The organism is Paenisporosarcina sp. (assembly GCF_049671445.1).
In the GTDB taxonomy this organism is placed as follows: domain Bacteria; phylum Bacillota; class Bacilli; order Bacillales_A; family Planococcaceae; genus Paenisporosarcina.
In genome coordinates this window covers 1-20,000 of sequence record NZ_JBATUX010000037.1, presented here as the reverse complement: position 1 = coordinate 20,000, position 20,000 = coordinate 1, and the positions used below count along the sequence as shown (strand labels likewise).

General features: G+C 36.9%; 16 protein-coding genes and 1 pseudogene. 15 read left to right on the top strand and 2 right to left on the bottom strand.

Going from position 1 to position 20,000, the window contains the following annotated elements:
- Positions 1–184 precede the first annotated feature (184 nt).
- The 3 genes from WBG45_RS05940 to WBG45_RS05930 all read left to right on the top strand — a co-directional run bounded on the left by WBG45_RS05940 (position 185) and on the right by WBG45_RS05930 (position 6,541).
- Positions 185–1,507: a polysaccharide deacetylase family protein gene (locus WBG45_RS05940; protein ID WP_424412878.1), complete on the top strand. Its 1,323-nt coding sequence runs from the start codon at positions 185–187 to the stop codon at positions 1,505–1,507.
- Between the two features lie 676 nt (positions 1,508–2,183).
- The gene (locus WBG45_RS05935; protein ID WP_424412876.1) at positions 2,184–5,990 is read left to right on the top strand and encodes a S8 family serine peptidase; all 3,807 of its coding nucleotides are present in this window, start codon (positions 2,184–2,186) and stop codon (positions 5,988–5,990) included.
- Positions 5,991–6,106: 116 nt separating this feature from the next.
- Positions 6,107–6,541 (top strand): EamA family transporter, encoded by a 435-nt coding sequence (locus WBG45_RS05930; protein WP_424412906.1) that lies wholly within the window; start codon positions 6,107–6,109, stop codon positions 6,539–6,541.
- A gap of 14 nt (positions 6,542–6,555) precedes the next feature.
- Here WBG45_RS05930 and WBG45_RS05925 read toward each other — a convergent pair whose 3' ends face one another.
- Positions 6,556–6,696, bottom strand: coding sequence for a hypothetical protein (locus WBG45_RS05925; RefSeq protein WP_424412874.1), 141 nt, complete (start codon positions 6,694–6,696; stop codon positions 6,556–6,558).
- A 237-nt stretch (positions 6,697–6,933) separates the two neighbouring features.
- Here WBG45_RS05925 and WBG45_RS05920 point away from each other — a divergent pair, with 237 nt between their 5' ends.
- The 11 genes from WBG45_RS05920 (at position 6,934) to WBG45_RS05870 (ending at position 18,068) form a co-directional block, all read left to right on the top strand.
- Positions 6,934–7,530, top strand: a complete 597-nt coding sequence (locus WBG45_RS05920) for an acetylglutamate kinase (protein ID WP_424412872.1) — start codon at positions 6,934–6,936, stop codon at positions 7,528–7,530.
- Positions 7,531–8,129: 599 nt separating this feature from the next.
- A complete protein-coding gene (locus WBG45_RS05915) occupies positions 8,130–9,188 on the top strand; it encodes an LLM class flavin-dependent oxidoreductase (RefSeq protein ID WP_424412871.1) in 1,059 nt (352 codons plus the stop codon).
- A gap of 485 nt (positions 9,189–9,673) precedes the next feature.
- The gene (locus WBG45_RS05910; RefSeq protein WP_424412869.1) at positions 9,674–11,194 is read left to right on the top strand and encodes a spore germination protein; all 1,521 of its coding nucleotides are present in this window, start codon (positions 9,674–9,676) and stop codon (positions 11,192–11,194) included.
- A 30-nt stretch (positions 11,195–11,224) separates the two neighbouring features.
- Positions 11,225–12,316, top strand: a complete 1,092-nt coding sequence (locus WBG45_RS05905; RefSeq protein ID WP_424412867.1) for a GerAB/ArcD/ProY family transporter — start codon at positions 11,225–11,227, stop codon at positions 12,314–12,316.
- Complete coding sequence (locus WBG45_RS05900) at positions 12,313–13,374, top strand: Ger(x)C family spore germination protein (RefSeq protein ID WP_424412865.1); 1,062 nt, start codon at positions 12,313–12,315, stop codon at positions 13,372–13,374. The genes WBG45_RS05905 and WBG45_RS05900 overlap by 4 nt, the downstream gene beginning before the upstream one ends.
- A 321-nt stretch (positions 13,375–13,695) precedes the next feature.
- Positions 13,696–14,130 (top strand): MarR family winged helix-turn-helix transcriptional regulator, encoded by a 435-nt coding sequence (locus WBG45_RS05895; RefSeq protein ID WP_424412863.1) that lies wholly within the window; start codon positions 13,696–13,698, stop codon positions 14,128–14,130.
- Positions 14,131–14,198: 68 nt separating this feature from the next.
- Positions 14,199–15,182, top strand: coding sequence for a ring-cleaving dioxygenase (locus WBG45_RS05890; RefSeq protein ID WP_424412862.1), 984 nt, complete (start codon positions 14,199–14,201; stop codon positions 15,180–15,182).
- A 12-nt stretch (positions 15,183–15,194) separates the two neighbouring features.
- A complete protein-coding gene (locus WBG45_RS05885) occupies positions 15,195–15,797 on the top strand; it encodes an NADPH-dependent FMN reductase (protein WP_424412860.1) in 603 nt (200 codons plus the stop codon).
- 188 nt (positions 15,798–15,985) lie between these two features.
- Entirely contained in the window at positions 15,986–16,819 is an 834-nt protein-coding gene (locus WBG45_RS05880; RefSeq protein WP_424412858.1) for an MBL fold metallo-hydrolase, read from the top strand.
- 82 nt (positions 16,820–16,901) lie between these two features.
- Positions 16,902–17,147, top strand: coding sequence for a MarR family transcriptional regulator (locus tag WBG45_RS05875; protein WP_424412856.1), 246 nt, complete (start codon positions 16,902–16,904; stop codon positions 17,145–17,147).
- Between the two features lie 54 nt (positions 17,148–17,201).
- On the top strand, positions 17,202–18,068 hold the full coding sequence (locus tag WBG45_RS05870; protein WP_424412854.1) for a GNAT family N-acetyltransferase: 867 nt from the start codon (positions 17,202–17,204) through the stop codon (positions 18,066–18,068).
- A 486-nt stretch (positions 18,069–18,554) separates the two neighbouring features.
- On the opposite strand, the gene WBG45_RS05865 is transcribed toward WBG45_RS05870, so the two are convergent.
- Positions 18,555–19,406 carry an STAS domain-containing protein gene (locus tag WBG45_RS05865; RefSeq protein ID WP_424412852.1) on the bottom strand — a complete coding sequence of 284 codons (852 nt, stop codon included), beginning with the start codon at positions 19,404–19,406 and terminating at the stop codon, positions 18,555–18,557.
- 335 nt (positions 19,407–19,741) lie between these two features.
- On the opposite strand from WBG45_RS05865, the pseudogene WBG45_RS05860 reads away from it, so the two are divergent.
- Positions 19,742–20,000 (top strand): annotated as a pseudogene (locus WBG45_RS05860) (ATP-dependent helicase); the annotation flags it as partial.

Below are 20,000 nucleotides of genomic sequence, written 5' to 3'. Positions count from 1 at the left end.
ATCTCCCATGAAAATTCAATTCCATTCTGCACTCATTTTCATCCTCTGTGGTGCAGCGCTGGTATTGCGATGCATGGGTGGCTAACGGGTACTTCAAAGGGGGCTGAAAGTCCATGATTAAGGTCTTGGTACATGAAACTAAAGGAAGCATAAGTCCTTCTTGTAAGTATGAAAGGGCTATATTATGAAAGCTCCATACCGTTTTTTCTTTTTGCTATTTCTAATTGTATTGTTAACTGCTTGCTATCGAGAGGTAAAGCATAGTGAGCCCACAAGCAAGGAGACAAAAGTACATGAACATGCAGAAAATGAAAATGTAAATGAGATAGAAAATAACAAAGATGACAAGAATATTAGATTGATAAGACAAATACTCAATCTTGCAACAAAAGGGATGACCCTGGATAGTGATTTCAAACTATTTGACCCTATTAAAGAGGTCCATAACAGTTGGGGGGATCCCTCAAAAACAGATCGTTACAAGGAGTATTTCTATGACGAGTATTCAAATAGAACCATCACCATTGGCTATTCGGAAGATGGAGAGATTTTTGATATACGCTCCTATAACAAGGTGCTTGGAACATTAACTATTGATGAAATATCTTCTTCAATAGGAAAACCTTCATTTAGTAGGAATATGAATGACGAATCTATCTATGGATACAGACTGGAAGATGGTATCGAATTAAAGTTTATTATTGCTAACTCTACTGGAAAAGTGGATCACATCTCTGTTTATCGCAAAGTGGAGAACAATGAAAAACCTGAACCTCCAAAGGTAGTAGAAAAGTATATATTAGATATTAAAGGTACTTCTGAAAAGTTATCGGATAACGCCTGGGCTAATATGTTAAAGTCACGTGAGCAAATGAAAACGCTCACAAAAGAAAATGAGGGAACTGTTTTTTTAAATGGTCCGAATCAAAGAATGGTAGCATTAACATTTGATGATGGTCCAGACAGAGAAATCACACTAGGAATTATTGGTATCCTAAAAAAGTACGATGTAAGAGGGAGTTTCTTTTTTGTTGGAGAAAAAGTCCAGCAAAACGCTGATGTTGTTAAAACGGCCTTTCAAGCCGGAAACCTGGTACTCAGTCATAGTTTCTATCACAATGATCTGAGTAAAGTGGATAAGGGTGAAATAGTAAATGATTTAAGAATGACCAATGATGCTATTGAGGATGTGATTGGTAAGAGACCCGCATTATTCCGCCCTCCTTATGGTGCTACCAATGAACAAGTTATCACGACTGTTAAGGAGCAAAATCAGAAAATCGTGCTCTGGTCGATCGATACACTGGACTGGTCTCAAAAAGAAAGTGATAATATCGGTCAGAATGTTTTAACGAATGTTCGTAATGGTGATATCATCCTTTTTCATTCAGATGAAGATAAAACAGAGACTTTAAGAGCACTTCCATCTATCATATTGGGGCTTCAGAAAAAAGGTTTTCAAGTAGTAACACTGGATAGACTGTTAGACACAAAAGCATATAAGTAATCAAGAAAGTACTTAATCAAATATGATTAAGTACTTTTTAAAATATGTGATAAAAAGAATATAAGCAATGATGCTAATCAGATGGATAATATAAAGGCATTCCATTAATAAACCCTGACATTCCTTAAGAAGGAATGTCAGGGTTTTTAGGGTTAGGATTTAATTTTTAAATACCACCATAGATAATGTGCATTATCGATCTAATTCCTTAACGGCGCGTATTAGCAGCACGTCGTCATACCTAATATTTTCTCTCCAGGCAGTGAAAACAATCAACTAATTTGGTTGGACTGGGAGCTTCTAGCTAAATTCATCGAGTATGCATAAGTAGTCTTGTGAATTTTCATTCATTTAGACAATAAATAATAAACCTTAAATTCATAACGGTTCCTCTATTATCTTAGCTTTTATTCTGTATATATTGAGATCTTTCCTCGTTTTTAGTTAATAGGAGTAATTTTCAAATCAAATCATTGATAGATGCACTACATACTATCCATTTAATTTCTTGATCGTTTCGATTTAAAAAGATATATTGTCAATATTTCAGATTACTTATACTATTTTGTCTAGTGTTTAATAAATTCTAAAGGAGGAATTTTAACCTAAGTTGTATTAAACAATGCAACTTTAGTATAGATTAACCAAATTTGAAGTTGAGAGGAGCTCCCCCATTTTGCGAAATAGAATAAGTTTGTTATATCTTACATTAAGTTTACTAGTATCTTTCATGCTCTTAATCAGCCTAGTCCTTCCAAATAACACAATCGCACAAGTTAATTCAGTAGAGAGTAAGCCAATCTCTGCTATTAAGAACACTTCGGTTGAAAATAAGATAGATTCTAAGCTTATTAAACAATTTAAGAATCAAGATCAGATCACATTCCTATTAAAGTTTAAAGATCAAGTAGATACTAATCTGATTGCAATTGAAGCAACAGAAAAAGCGAAGAAGCAGAAACTAACAAAAGCAAGTACAGAACTTCAGGTACGTTCCGCAATTGTTTCAACCTTACGAAATACTGCAATGGACACCCAAACTGAAGTAACAGAATATCTTGAGCAAGCAAAGCTAAAAGGAGAAGTAAAAAGTGTACAATCGTTTTATGTTGTGAATGCTATAGCGGTTACAGCAACGAAAGATGTGATGAACAAATTGGCAACCTATCCGGAGGTAGCAAAAATTCTGCCGAATGAAACACGGCAATTAATCACACCAATCCAACCTAAGGTAAAAACGACCAATCTAAATTCATCAACAGTTGAATGGGGAGTGGAACAAGTTGGGGCGCCTCAGGTTTGGGATATGGGAATCGATGGAACTGGAATCGTGGTAGCCAGTATTGATACAGGGGTTCAGTGGAACCATTCTGCATTAAAAGAAAAATATCGGGGATACAATACAGCGGAACCAAATCAACCAGATCATCATTTAAACTGGTTTGATGCTGTCGAAGGGAAAGAAACTCCGTATGATGATTTGAAACATGGTACACATACGGTTGGGACTATGGTTGGTTCAGAGCCTAATGGAAGTAACCAAATTGGTGTTGCCCCAGGTGCAAAATGGATCGCTGTTAAAGCATTCTCTGATCGGGGTGGTAATGATGTCGATTTGCTCGAAGCTGGCGAGTGGATATTGGCACCAAAAGATGCTGAAGGTAATCCCCATCCCGAGTTAGCTCCCGATGTGGTAAACAACTCCTGGGGGGGGGGACCAGGTCTGGACGAATGGTATCGCCCTATGGTACAAAACTGGCGAGCTGCCAATATTTTTCCTGTCTTTGCAGCTGGCAATAACGGTTCTGCGGGGGAAGGATGGGTTTCTACCCCGGCAAACTATCCTGAATCTTTCGCAGTAGCAGCAACAGATCATGACAATGCCTTAGCTTGGTTCTCATCCCGTGGACCAGGGCCATATGATGAGACGAAACCGGATGTTTCAGCACCAGGCTTTAATATCCGCTCAAGCATACCAACCAATGATTATGAACTGATGAGTGGTACATCAATGGCAACGCCTCATATTACAGGAGTTGTAGCGTTGTTAAAGCAAGCCAATGCATCATTGACGATTGACCAAATTGAGGAAATACTGTTTGATACAGCGATTCCATTGACAGACACAGAATTTCCTTCTTCTCCTAACTACGGGTATGGACACGGATTTGTTAACGTATATAATGCAATAAAAACATTTAATAATGGAAATGGAATGATAAATGGAGTAGTTGTACATGACGGAAAGGATACATCAAATCCAACATTTCAACATATCGCTCCTAACTTTATTTACGACCAAGTAGTTTTACCTTTAACAGTAGAAGTACAAGATAATATCAGTGTAGAAACTGTAGAAATTCAGTATTTAGCAGGTCAACAATGGAAGACTGTAAAAGCAGCAAGAACAGCTGGTGATTTTAAAAACGGGACTTTTCAAGCTGTAGTTCCAGGTGAAGATATAAGGAAAGGTACATTTACTTATAAGTGGAAAATGGTTGATTATGGACAAAACCAAGTAACTTCTCCAGAGTTTAATGTAGAAGTTAAGCCAGCGATTACGATTGGATATTTCCATGATTTAGAAACCGCTCCTGAAGGTTGGTATTCTAAAGGAGAGAATAACGATTGGGAGTGGGGGAACCCATTAACAGGACCTGGCCAAGCTTATTCTGGCCAAAAAGTATATGGTACCAATGTGGATGGTCCTCATTCTCCTAATACGAATTCTTATCTTCATATGCCTCCTGTAGACATTCCTGAAAACGGGAATTCATATTTACAATTTAAGGAATGGTATGATTTTAATCCTGCGGGAATCGGAGGGCCTATAGATTACGGGGCTGTCCTTGTCTCGACCGACCAGCAAAATTGGGAAATAGTAACTCAAGTGGAACCTACTGAATTTGATGAATATGGACATCCAATTAAGTATTCTACAGATGGTTGGATTGATGCAGAAGCGAATCTTTCTGCTTACGCTGGAAAGCGGATTTATATCAGTTTTTATATGCAAGCATTTGAAACAGGATTTGATTTAGAACCAAAATATGGATGGTACGTGGATGACATTTCTTTAACTGATAGACCTCTAGTAGATAGTAATGTAAAGAATAATGTAAAGACAACAGACGTAATCCATACAAAAAAACAATCTAATAAAAGTATATTAGCTCCGACGGCTACAATCGTTCAGAATACAACTAGTCAGCCAAATGTATTGCCTATTGGTGCAAAGGTAACGCTAGTAGACTCTGGATACTCAGTTGCAACTAATCCAGTAGATGGAAGGTTCTCCATGACACATAAGGCAGGGGAATTCACTCTTCGCGCTGAGGCTTATGGTTTTCAATCCAAAGACAAAGCTGTTTCAATACCAAAAGACGGGATTGTTGATGCAAACTTTAATCTTAAACCTTTAGGGAAAGGAACAGTAGAAGGGGTAGTTAAGGATCAAACGACAGGGAAACCAATAACAGATGCGATCATCTCTTTAGTAGAGGATGCCGCTATTACTCCAGTGAAAACGGATGCCAAGGGAAGATTTACGCTTACAGCCTATGAAGGTAACTATACGTTACATGTATTCAAGAATAATTATGTTTATAATGATTACTCGATTACACTTCGGACAAAAAAGAATACTACACAGAATGTTGAGTTGAAAAGGTTTATCGGGTTTCCTGGAGAAATCGCTTATGATGATGGAACATCGGAACAATCATGGTTTTGGTACGGTGCTAAAAACGGCTTTGGTATTAGAATGTCATTGGAAGAAGGAGTCACTAAGTCTTGGTTGACAGGTGGACTCTTTAAAGTTAATACCGAATTCCCAAGCCCGGGGTCTACTAGATTTCAAGTAGCAGTATATGATTCCACAGGTCTTAACGGAGCTCCTGGTAAAAAGATCGCAGGGCCATTTGATGCTGATGCGCGGACTGATGGGGAATGGACTCATGTTGATTTCACTGATAAAAATATTTTTGTTAACGGAGATTTCTATTTGGTCTATGTACAACCTTCGGCTTCTTCGGTAGATACATCAACAAGTCTCTATAGTGATCAAAATGGTTCTTTCCAATACCGAAATTGGTTTCTGTATAATGGAACATGGGAGCATAATACGGCACCAGAATATGGGAATATGATGATTCGCGCGGTCATGAACAATGCTATCCCAACACCTGTAATTGAAACACCGCAGGATAATACGAATACGAATCAAGATAAGGTTCTAGTAAAGGGGACAGCGATTCCTGCAAGCACCGTTACGATTCAAAGTAATGGCAAAAATGTAGGGTCCGGCACCAGCAAACAGGACGGTACCTTCAACATCTCGATTAAATTGAAGAATGGATTGAATATGTTAACCGCCACAGCTTTGACTAAAGAAGGAAGCACAGATCCATCTTCTCCAGTTAACATAATTTTAGATCAAAAGAACCCTAAGATAAACATAGACGCCATTAAAAGCGGACTATAAAAAGTTCAAGTTAAATAGATTGTAGTGCATTTAGAAATTTATTAAAATATAGGGAATATTCTTATTGATTTAATTAGTGACAGTTTGCGAATAGGGATGCGTAAACTGTCGCTTTAATATTTGGATTTGTATTTGCGATTTATACAATTGTTAGTAAAACATTATTAACAAGAGTAGAAGCGATTCCTACAGTTGCTCTGACATTCTCCATCAATGCAACTTTATTAATGACATTTTTATTTATTTTGAATAGCTCGTGGGTTACTGAACCTTCAAAAATAGCAACCATTTTATATTTAGGTTTTATGACAACGAGTGTAGCGTATATTCTCTATTTAAAAGGACTTCAAAAAGTTCCTTCTTCATTCACTGTAACGATATCACTTGGAGAGCCCTTAACTGCAACTGTATTAAGTGTATTTGTAGTGGGGGAAGTGTTAAGTGCAGTTTCTTGGGTCGGAGTGCTTCTTCTGCTCGGAGGGATTGTTGTTCTAACCTTTAGTGGGAGAAAAAGAGCAAGGAAATTGAATAAATGCAAGGTGTCTCTGTAATTAGGGACACCTTTTTAACGTTTAACTAAACGTAGATGTGTAATTGATGCGTAATAAATGTGGATTGACAATAAAAAAGGTCCTTCTTGAATATTCACCCTTACTTTTACAGCTAATTCAGCATATTTAGTTGAATTTTCATTAAAAGATGTCATTAGGTTATCTCCTTTTTTATACAAGCTGCTTATTCTGTAGTAGCAATATTCTAAGGAGTAAATCAATTGAAAAGTTCGAGTAACGAAAGAATATAACAATATTTAATGAAAATAAAATTATTCAAAGGAAATTCAATGTGATAACGCTCCCAATACTTGAGTGAAATTTTGATTAATTTAGGTACTACAATTGAGCATCCAGAATACTATATAGAGATTACGAATTGGAGGTATGTAATGTATTACGTTTATCCAACAGGGATTTACTACACGCCTTGTATTAGTCGCGCTGAACTTGAGTTACGAAATACGGTGCGGGTAATTTGGGAACAACATGTATACTGGACAAGAATGTTTATTACGAGTTTGATTAATGATTCACCAGATTTAGATGCAGTATGGGCACGATTATTAAGAAATACTATTGATATGGGGAACGCACTTAGACCTTTCTATGGTGAACAAATAGGAGACCAAACTACCGCTTTGATTAAAGACCATTTAGTCATCGCCGGAGATTTGGTAAAGGCGGCAAAAGCCGGAGACATGCAAAGTTTTGAGTCTATCGATAAAAAATGGCATGCCAATGCAGATGACATTGTTACCTTTTTAAGTTCTATCAACCCTTATATCTCACAGCAAGATACGAGAGAGAGTTATTACGAATACTTGGACTTAACCAAAAAAGAAATGCTGTTCTTGCTTCAAAAAGACTATCCATCATCAATAAATACGTTTGATGAAATTGAAAGGCAAGGTTTGGAAATGGCAGACGGAATTTCGTCTGCAATTATTAAACAGTTCCCTCAAATCCAATATCAAATGCTCAACTAGAAATGGATACACAAGTACAATAACTAAAAATAAGCTTTCAGACGAATCAATTTGTCTGGGAGCTTTTTGCTTTATCTCATCATTTCTTTTGGATAAGGTTCTCGTTACTGATAAGCCATGAACTAACCCCTGAAAAAGGGCACTTGAAATAGCATTAATGACTGGGGCTTTTCGTATGGAAATATGTATTGCTTAACTTTATAAGAATCCAAATCGTAGGGAATATGCATCGTAAAGAGTATAATTTGCACTATCGTTATATAGCTCCAAAATACATAACAAAATTTTTATAATACGTGAGTCAATTACGTAAATGCCTTTTGAATAGTGATACAAGAATATTTGAAGTGTGCTCCGTTGAATTTGTTGAGAATTTCGGTAGTTTGATTGGAGTGAAGGGCGGCGACTCCGGCGGGAAAAGTGTGTCCAGGTGTGACCCCGCAGAGAGCGTCGCGAACGAGGAGGCACACGGACCACCCGCGGAAAGCGTCCGCCCGTAACGGAAATCGACAGAATCTTTGTTTTTAGAATGTTCGTGTTTAAATTCGATTTTATGAATGATGAAATTAACTAACCTATTAATAAAAAGGATGATATTAATGGAGAAATATCGTATTGATCAAAGCAAAGGCATGGAATTTGGACTTTATACACTTGGAGATCATATCCCCAGTCCACTTAAAGGAGAACGTATTTCTACTCAGGAACGTATTCATGAAATCATTGAATTAGCGAAGCTAGCAGAACAAGCAGGTTTGGATTTTTTTAGTGTTGGTGAAAGCCATCAGGAGTATTTTGCAACGCAAGCGCACACTGTCGTGTTAGCAGCTATTGCTCAGGCGACTAGTAAAATTAAAATCGCAAGTTCCTCGACGATTATTAGTACATCGGATCCAGTCCGTGTGTTTGAGGATTTTGCGACAATTGATTTGATTTCGAGGGGACGCGCTGAAATTGTTGCTGGCCGTGCTTCACGAATTGGTCTCTTTGATTTATTAGGCTATGACGTCCGTGATTATGAAGAGTTGTATGAAGAAAAGTTTGAGTTGTTATTGAAGATTAGTAAAGAAGAAGTGGTCAACTGGAGTGGGGAATTCCGTGCTCCATTAAAAGATGCGAGAGTGATTCCACGCCCGCAAAATGGCTCGATGCCGATTTGGCGTGCAGTTGGTGGACATGCTGCAAGTGCAATTAAAGCTGGTAATGCTGGTGTTCCAATGTTCCTAGCAACATTAGGAGGTCCCGCGACAAGCTTTAAAGCAACAATTGATGCATATCGCAATGCTGCAGAACAAAGTGGTTTTGATTCAACGACTCTTCCAGTTGCAACTGCGGGTTTTTTCTATGCGGCCGAAACGACTCAACAGGCACAAAGCGATACTTATCCTCACATAAATCAAGGCATGCAACTCATTAACGGACGGGGATATCCAAAGCAACATTTTCTACAGGGAGCAGATCCGCATGATGTAATGAATATCGGTAGTCCCCAGCAAATCATCGAAAAAATTCTCTATCAGCATGAGCTGTTTAGTCACCAGCGGTATATCGCGCAAATAGACTTTGGCGGTGTACCCTATGAAAGACTAATAAAAAACATTGAACTCATTGGTACTGAAATATTGCCGGCTATTAAAAAATATACTGCAAAAAAATAACAGAAAAGAAGAACGAGCTGTGACTATGTCGCAGCTCATTTTTTTCGTTTTTGAGGTTATGGTGCCGGCAGAAATACAGTCTAAAGCCAGTGCTTAATGAATTGTTCGTTAAATAAGTTTGCTGCTTCTTCTAAATATACCTCACTCAAATTTCATAACAGGAATCATTTATTCAATTCCTGTCTCTCTAGATCTTGTCACTTTCATACTTCCTATTTATCTACTAGAAAAGAAGCAACGATTTCCCCTCAAACTATCAACCTCATAGAAAACTGTATTTGCGGCACCCCTTAATCTTAGTGGCTGACGTTCTTTTTTGTTTATATATTTTATTTATTGTTAACAATGAAAGTAAGAGATTTGTCTTTCCTAGTTTTGCTCTTTTAACTTATCAAAAGCGAACCTTAATTGTCTTTTACGTTGACGAATAGGCGAACAAACAAAGGATACCTCTGGATTTCTTTAAACAGGAGACGGTGAGTACAATGAAAAAGTGGTTTCAAAAGAAAAAAAGTGAATCAAAAGAATCGACAAAAGATTCTACAAAGGAATCAAATGAAAATCTTTCTGAAATCATGAGTCGATTAAAAAAATCCAGTGATTTTATTAGCTATTCCAATGACCATTCTTCGAATCCTTTATCTATTTCTTATTTTAAATCATTGATTGACGTAGAAATATTGCATCGTGATATTCTTGCTCACATTAGCGACAAACCAATACAAACGTATGAAGAATTAAAGGCGGCTATTTCGGTTGAAAATATTATGATTACAAGTGAGATTGATAAAATCGAAAAAATGATATTAACCGGATTTGTCATGATTCAATTGGATGAAAAAGATAATATGTGCGCGTTAGTCCGGGCGGAATTGCGAATCGGTCGCACTGTTTCAATCCCGGAAGTGGAATTTAGTGTGGTAGGACCAAAAGAATCATTCGTAGAATCTTTAGATAGTAACCTTAATCTGATTCGTAAACGACTGCCTATATCTGATTTGCAAACGAAAGAGATAATGGTGGGCTCTCTTACGAAAACGAGAGTGGCTGTTCTTTATCTTGAAAAAATTGCAGATGAAGAAAATGTGAATACCGTCATTCAGCGACTTAACGATATTGAATTTGATCAAATTATCGATAGCTCCTATATTGCACAGATAATTGCGGATAACCAGAATTCGCCGTTTCCCCAACTGTTGGATACGGAACGGCCAGACCGTGTGGCTGCTGTACTAGCGGAAGGGAAAGTAGTGATTCTCGTAAATGGCTCTCCTCATGCTTTGATAGGGCCAACCACAATAATTGAATTTTTTTCAGCTTTTGAAGATTATTATTTATCCTGGCATATTGCATCGATTTTCCGTATGATACGGCTGTTTGCGGTTGCCTTTTCGATATTCTCGACCCCGATTTACGTGGCTGTTGTCACCTATCACTATGAATTAATTCCAAAAGAACTAATGGTTACCCTTGTCACGTCAAGGAGCAATGTGCCATTCCCACCCATACTAGAAGTGATTTTTTTGGAAATGGCAATTGAGCTGTTACGTGAAGCTGGGGCAAGATTACCCACAAAGATTGGTCAAACAATCGGTATTGTTGGGGGTATTGTAATTGGAACAGCGGCCGTTGAAGCTGCACTGGTGAGCAATGTTTTGTTAATTATCGTAGCTCTAGCGGCACTCGCTTCGTTTACCACTCCCGTATATAAGATGAACAATTCGATTCGATTGATTCGATTCCCTTTCCTCTTATTTGCACAGTTATGGGGATTAGTCGGCGTGGTTCTCTGTTTTTGCTTTTTCCTTGTTCACTTAATTCGGTTGACATCGTTAGGCAGGCCATTTTTAGAACCTATTTACCCGCCGCGTTGGGCAGATTGGCAAGATGCACTTATACGTTTGCCCTTCTCATCCCAATCGAAAAGACCTATTCTGTTGCGGACAAAAGATTCGAAACGGTTTAATAAAAAACAAGCGAAAGAGAAGAAAGATATCGATGAATAAAATTCCGATGGTTAGGTAGGAGGTGAGATGATGCCAACAGCGATTAAAGAACGATTTCTTGTATCGCCTTTTCTTGTTTTTTTTCTTGTTCATACCCTTCAAATAGGAATTGGGGTACTGGGGTTTCAACGATACATCGCCAAATCTGCAGGTTATGACGCCTGGATCGCTGTATTGGCTTTTGGGCTTATCGTCAATCTCCTGATTTGGATGATCTACAGCATTATGAAAAAGGGGAATGGAGACATCACGGTCATTCATCGGGATCTATTCGGAAAATGGATAGGCGGACTATTTAGTTTGTTTTTTCTCGTTTACTTATTATTTTTTGCGATTACCGTCCTTCGTACATTTATCGAGGTTATTCAGGTTTGGATGTTTCCGGATATAAAAGTATGGGCATTTAGCCTGATGTTTCTAATACTTACCTATTATGTGGTTTCCGGGGGATTTCGAACTGTAACTGGTATGAGCTTTTTGGGAGTAGTTTTGCCGTTATACTTGCTGTTAACCTTATGGTTTCCTTTAGAGTTTGCGAATTTTAGAAATTTATTACCAGTCTTTGACCATAGCATAAAAGAAATCGCCATCTCGACGAAAGCAACAGCATTAAGCTTTCTCGGATTTGAAGCGCTGTTTATGTTTTATCCGTTTATCAAACAGCCGGAAAAATCTCAAAAATGGGCTCATTTCGGCTCTCTTTTTACGACATTTATGTATCTTCTGGTAACAATCATATCGTTTGCTTATTACAGTGAAAAACAACTTGAAGGCACCGTATGGGCGACATTAAGTATGTGGAAAATTGTGGAGATGCCATTCGTCGAGCGATTCGAATATATCGGGATTGCGACGTATGCGCTGGTCATATTGCCCAACATCTGCCTTGCAATATGGTCTTCTAGCCGAGGGGTTAAGCAGTTGTTTGGAATCAAGCAGCATACGGCCTTAATAGTATTGCTTGTCATTACTTTTGTCGGGAATTGTTTGTTAACGGATCGGAGTAGTGTTGATGTGTTAAATACAAACGTATCTAAAATAGGCTTTTACTTCATAGTTCTTTACATTCCATTTTTATATATTATCTCCCATATCCATCATAAAGTGAGGGGAAATGGATGATAAAACCGTTTATCGTTCTGTTGTTATTTTGTTCATCTTTACTTACAGGTTGTGTACGAACAAAAATATTGGATGATCTGCACTTAGACTCAGCTATAGGGTACGATTACGTAGACAAAGAGCTTATTGAGGCGACAGTTGTCGTTCCTATCTATAATCCTGATAAGTCCATTTCGAGTGAAACGTTTACGGAAACTTCTTCGCTTAGTAAAGAAATTCTCGTCAAAATAGATACGAAATCTCCAAAAACTGTAGAAACTGGGAAGCTTGAATTGATTCTTTTCAGCAGTGAACTTGCGGGTCATGGAGTCTTTGAGCTAGTGGATAATTTTCAACGCGATCCAAATGTAACGACAAATCTCTCGTTGGCAGTCGTAGATGGTGAAGTGAAAGAGATGTTAACCACACCATTTAAGAACGAGGACACGGGGAGGCATGTTACCGAAATCATTGAGCAGAACGTGAATCTGGGATTGCTGCCAAAGAAGGATCTTCATCAATTTATGAATGATTATTATTCAACAGGAAAAGATCCATATTTACCTTTACTGAAATTGGAGAAAGACCAAGTGGAGGTTAGCGGTATCGCATTATTTGATAAGGATAAATTGGTGGATCAAATTGATTTCAGTGAATTGTTTGTCTTTACTGTGTTAGCTGAAACATCGAAAAATGGTTCTTACAAGGTCCGAAATGATACCTATGTCCGAAACCTTGGTTCAAAAAGAAAATTTCTAGTCAGTAAAAACAAGACAAATCCGGAAATCACAATAAATGTACAAATTGATGGAATCATCAGGCAACACTCTGGTGAAAAAATTCAACATAAGAAATTGTATGAAAAAATCGGAAAACAAATGGAACAAGATGTAAAGGAACAAGCCGAAATATTGATTAAAAAGTTTCAAGCATTAAAGGTTGATCCGCTTGGGCTTGGAGAACAAGTACGGAGTCGGACAAGAAATTGGGACGAGAAAAAATGGGGAGATATGTATCCAACGATTAATGTGAAAGTAAAAGTGGATGTCAAAATCACTGAGTCTGGAGTGGTTGAGTGATAATCTCAAAAGCGGCTGAAATACTATTTTCACCCGCTACTTTTTATGTGCAGAGATTTAATTCGACAGTAATTTCCCAGGAAATATCTTTTTTTCCGACATGATTTGCAGAACAAACCATTGTTATTCACACTTTAGCTTATCGCGCAGTCAGGTTTGAGTTTTAAAACGATTCGAAAATCATGGCTATTATTGTGTGTAGGGAAGAATAAATCTCAAACAATTGACAATCTGAAAAATACGTGTTAAATTTATCTCATATTCAAGATATATTAATTCAAGATAAATAAATTGAGCATACATTGAAAGAAGGGAAACTAGATGGTTTCAGCTAATAATAAATTAAAAGCAGTAACAGTCATGCTCCGTGCTTCCCAGGCCATTCAAGAAGTATTGAAAAAGAATGCAGCATCACATGGATTGAATCTAACCGAATTCGCTGTTTTGGAATTGTTGTACCATAAAGGGGATCAACCGATTCAAATTATCGGCAAGAAGATTCTTATTTCAAGTGGCAGTATCACGTATGTAATTGATAAGCTTGAGCAGAAGGGTTTTGCGATTCGTAAAGCATGTCCAACTGATCGTCGTGTGACGTTTGCCACAATTACGAGTTCCGGTAAGGCATTTATGGATGAATATTTTCCGAAGCACGAAGCGAAGATTGAAGAAATCTTCGAACAGTTATCAGAAGAAGAAATTAATGACACGGTTGAACTACTTAAACGAATTGGTCATCACGCTGAAAAACTATAAATTTTTTTAATGCAATATCTCGAATTCGAGATAAAATTATTTAGGATAAATCAGAGGAGGAAACAATAATGAATCATTTAAAAGGAATACACCATGTAACAGCTATAACAAGTAGTGCAGAAAAGAACTACGAGTTTTTCACATATGTACTGGGAATGCGATTAGTTAAGAAAACAGTCAACCAAGACGATATTAGAACGTATCATTTATTCTTTGCGGATGATAAAGGAAGCGCTGGTACGGATATGACGTTCTTTGACTTCCCAAACATATCAAAAGGAACGCATGGTACAAATGAAATTTCAAAAACTTCATTCCGAGTACCGACTGATGCAGCTCTTGAGTTCTGGGTAAAGCGTTTTGACCGACTTGAAGTTAAACATAGTGGTATTCAAGAACAGTTTGGTAAACAGACACTTTCGTTCGTAGATTTTGACGATCAACAATATCAGCTGATTTCAGATGAGTTTAATAAAGGGGTCGCTTCTGGTACGCCTTGGCAGAAAGGCCCGATTCCATTAGAGTATGCGATTACAGGATTAGGACCGATTTTCGTACGCATTGCTGATTTCAACTACTTTAAACAAATGTTAGAAAAAGTCATGCTGTTTACAGAATTAGCAGCAGAAGGATCTTATCATTTATTTGAAGTGGGTGAGGGTGGTAACGGTGCACAAGTAATCGTCGAGCATAATGAAGAATTGCCAGACGGTCAACAAGGCTTCGGTACAGTTCATCACGTTGCCTTCCGTGTAGAAGATCGAGCAGTATTAGACGAGTGGACAGATCGACTTGAGTCTTTCGGATTCCACACATCCGGATATGTGAATCGTCATTTCTTCGAATCACTTTATGCACGAGTTTCACCGCAGATTTTATTCGAATTTGCAACAGATGGTCCTGGCTTTATGGGTGATGAACCTTACGAAACAGTTGGTGAAAAATTATCGTTACCACCGTTTTTAGAACCAAACCGTGAACAAATTGAAAAATTGGTTCGACCAATAGACACAGTAAGAAGCACAAAAGAGTTTGAGAAAAAATATGAATAACGAGGGATTATGATGAGTTTCTTTAGTAAATTATTTGGCTTAGATAATAAAACACAACAAATAGGAGGAAATGACATGTTAAAAATCGGGATTGTTTTAGGAAGTACACGTGAAGGAAGAGTTAGTCCACAAGTAGGGGAATGGGTTAAAGAACTAGCAGACAAACGCGGAGACGCTGAATATCAAATCATCGACATCGCAGAATTCAAATTACCATTATTAGGTGAAGCTGGTGGCGATGCATCAGGCGCAGCAGCTTGGTCAGCACAAATTAATGGCTGTGACGGATTCGTATTCATCACTCAAGAATACAACCACTCCATCACCGGTGCATTAAAAAATGCTCTAGATTACTTACGTGACGAATGGAACAATAAAGCAGCGGGTATCGTATCATACGGTTCTGTAGGCGGTGCACGTGCAACCGAACATTTGCGTGGTATTTTAAGTGAATTGTCTGTAGCACATGTACGCGTGCACCCAGCACTATCACTATTCACGGACTTCGAAAATGGCTCTGACTTTAAACCAAAAGATGTGCAAGCAGATTCAGTTAACCAAATGTTAGATCAAGTAATTTCATGGTCAACAGCATTAAAAACAGTACGTAAATAAATTATCCTTACAATATTGAGGAATTAGAAATACTAAAAACGGGTTGCGATCAAATCGTAGCTCGTTTTTTCGTGCTTTATAGTATAACGGATATCAGTAAATCAAAGTTAAGACTTATGGATGAACACAAAATATGGAATATTCATTATAATTAACATTATTTAGAAAATATATATAACTAGTAAAGGATGGTTAAATTGAAAAATTTCATATGTGAAACATGCGGAGTGCAATATAAATACTCTAACGATGTTCCAGAAAACTGTGTAATTTGTAACGAAGAACGCCAATACGTTAGCTTCAAGGGACAAACGTGGACGACATTACAAGAAATGATTCAAGATGGTACCTACAGAAATTCGATTCTTTCTGAAGATGAGGGATTATATAGTTTGCATACCAAGCCGAACTTTGGCATTGGCCAAACCGCCTATTTTGTAAAAGGTAGTGGGTTCAACTTATTATGGGACTGCCTTACATATTTCGATCAGTCGACAATTAAAGACATTAGCGATCTCGGAGGAATCGATGCTATCGCTTTATCACACCCTCATTATTACTCTAGTCAAGTCGAATGGGCAGAAGCATTTGATGTACCAATCTATATTCATGAAGACGATAAAGAATGGGTCATGCGACCAAGTGAGAAAATCATTTATTGGTCTGGAGAATCCTTGGAATTACATGAAGATTTTGTTCTACACCGTATAGGTGGGCATTTTAAAGGAGCTGTAGTGTTGGAATGGCGAAGTGGAAACAATGGAAAAGGGACTCTCTTATCAGGTGATATCGTTCGAGTGGTTGCAGACCGTGACTGGGTAAGTTTTATGTACAGTTACCCAAATTTTATCCCTTTGCCAGCCTCCAACGTTGAAAATATGGCTGCTAAGTTAGAGGGGCTGAAATTCAATCGCTTATATGATGCTTTCCATCGTGTTATTGAAGAAGACGCATGTATACGTGTTCAAGCGTCAGCAAAAAGGTATTTAGATGCATTAAATGGAGTATTGTTTAGCACATAAAAATCGTAATACAAAACAACAAGTTCCTTTATGTCGTTTAATACGACACAATCGTAAGTGACGATAAAAAGGAGTGATGTTAGTGAACCGTGAAGTTGAACTGTTAAATCAATATTGGACTGATATCTATTACCATATGCATTATCAGCATAAAGAAAAGATTTCTCATCAAACAATTCGTATTCTTCAAGTTGTTGATAAACAGATAAATATAGGAGTAAATGAAATTGCATCAAGTATACATGTCTCTCATAATACTGCTTCAGAACACATTAAAAGAATGGTTGAGAAAAACTTTTTAATAAAGAGCAGAGAGTTCTTCAACTAAAAATGTTTCTGTTTTAGGTAGCTAAAAGGCTAATGAAGACAAGGAGTGTTTAAATTGATCATTAATAATTCAATGTTAAAAATAGTGAATTTTGATATAAACGATATACCTGACTTGATTACTCTTTCTGAATCAGTCGGTTGGGATTACGATATTGATGAGATTCAAACGATATTAAAGTCCGGTACAGTCTACGGTCATAGAAATCAGTTTGGCGAATTGGTTTCAAGTGCAGCCATTATTAAATATGGTTCAAGCTTAGCGACAATTGGAATGGTCATTGTACACCCAGATTATAGAGGACTTGGTTTAGGTAAGAAAGTTACACAAGCTTGTTTAGATTCTGTTTTAAATACTCAAACCGTCATGTTAGTTGCTACAGAAGATGGAAGACCTATGTATGAAAAAATGGGTTTCGTTGCAATAGACTATATAGATAAATTTATATGTAATAACTATAAACCTCATCATTTAGAACATAACGTAAGTTTTACCGTAGAAAAAATAGAATCATCTTGGATGCCTAAAATTATAGAATTAGATAAATTTTCTTTTGGAGAAGATAGAACATCTTTCCTTACATTAAGGATTGCTCAATCAAAAGAGGCTCTGGCTGTGAGGAATTCATTGGGTGAAATTGTTGGCTTTGGTTTGTCGATAGTAACACCTACAAATCTTATACTCGGGCCAATAGTAGCCCCTAATTCAGAAGTTGCTTCACATTTGATTCATAGATTAGCTGGAAATTATCAAGAAAAGTTAAGAATTGATGTGCCTTCTGGGAATGCTAAATTCATCTCTTACATAGAAAGCTGTGGGTTTGTTAAAGTTAATCAACCTCCGATTATGATTAAAAATGCAGATCAATTACCAATAAGAAATGAAACTCTGTATGGTATTGCAGCTCAGATTTTTGGCTGATTAGTAACTGTGGAAGATGAAAAATTTCTACCTATGATAACAGTGAAGTTAGATTTCTGATGATTGCTCGAATTAAAATATAATAAATGTAAATAACGAACGCACAAAAAACCAACCAAGAAGCTGAGTCTTCGCACAAAATAGTTTCTTCTTCAACTGGCTGTTAGTTGAAGAAGAAACTATTTTACTGACTTTCGTAAGTTTATAACATTATTCGGATTGACTACTTTCCACCACCCCTTAAATCCTCCAGAAATAAAACTCAATTTCTCTGTTCTTATACTACGATAATTAAATATCAAAAGAACAACCTGAATCAATAAATCTATCGATAATATTCCCATATATTGATATAAATCCTTTTATTCTTAAAAAGTAAGCGATAAAAAAGCACTGCTATAAGCAATGCTAGTTTGTATGTAAATCACCGTTATTTATTACGCTATTTACAGAGTTATTTAAGTTAAGATGTTTTTTGACATGTATTTATCGTAAATTAATGAAAATTTCATTCATTGCCTGAGAAAGAGTCGCTTTGATAGTTACACTGCTAAAATCCATTCCTTGGCTGACAACGATTTGTGCAACTTCAGGTCTTATTCCAGTGATGACTGTACGGACACCGATAAGACTTAATGCATCAACAATTTTGAAGATTTGTTCAGCCACTGCTCGATCTACTATATGAATTCCCGAAAGATCAATGATTAATTTCTCTAGCTGTAGTTTAATTGCTGAATTTAACGTTTTCTCCATAATGATGTTGGCTCTTTCAGTATCGATATTACCAATTAAGGGTAAAACGGCTACTCCTTGAAATAAAGGAACAACAGGAACTGATATTTCAATAAAGGCAATTTGTGCAATTTCTAGAGATCTTTGATGAGACTCAACATAAGTAAGGCTAAAACTATAAATCGCTTTATCTAAAAGGGGATCAAAAATAGATATAATTTCAAATACAGTTGCTGCTGACATATTCTGTACTTCCGCTTCTACTTGGATCGCTTGCCAGATGTGTTTCCGGTAGAAACTTGCATCTTTTAATGCTTCATCTAATGGCACACCTAAATTGAAGAAGTATTCTCCGGTTTCCTTGCCCCATGAAAGTATGTTGTCTACAGCCTTTTGTTGATCTAAATGGTCAATTAGAGCTTCCCCAAATAAACTGATAAAGTTGGCACGAATGTCTATAATAGATTGTTCTATTTGTTCGAATTGACGTTTCTCATCTTCGGTCATAACTACTGGTCCCATTCGGTCAATGTGCACAGCGTTAGCAATCTCATACTTCTTTTCAACTATCATTTTTCCTAACGATTGCAAGTTTGTGTTCACCTTTTCTCCTCCAATGCTTGCTAACAACTACATGTATGACAATTTGACGCTAGCATTATCTTTATGTAATTTAAATCATACATTAACTAATTTATTAGAGATTTTTAGGTTCTTCGGTTTATAAATTGTTTTAAAATTTAATGTAATTCTCATATATTATTAATTTTATGAGTATTAGAATAGTATAACATGGTTGTAAATTTATAGAAATATGATAGTTTCTCGTCATTGTACACATTTTTTAGGATTTCTACTGTTTATTCAATTTAAAAAACATAGGAATGACTTTTTTGGACAACCTTATAAGAAAGAAAAAGTTGTTTGAGGTGATGTTAATGATAATTGAAAGGTCGTCTGAGTGGAAAGAAGGCTTTATAGAACGATTAGAGAATCGTGAACAATGGGATAATTGGACATTATACAACATGAGTTACGAGGTAGTTAAAAATAGCTTGATTACTGATTTCGCTGGTCTACAATCGCCTAAATATTTGCCGAATCTTACACCACTTGTCCATCAATTGGAAGTGGCGCAAACGGTCATTGAAAGAATGAATGGCAAAGCGATTCTGGCAGATGAAGTAGGACTTGGAA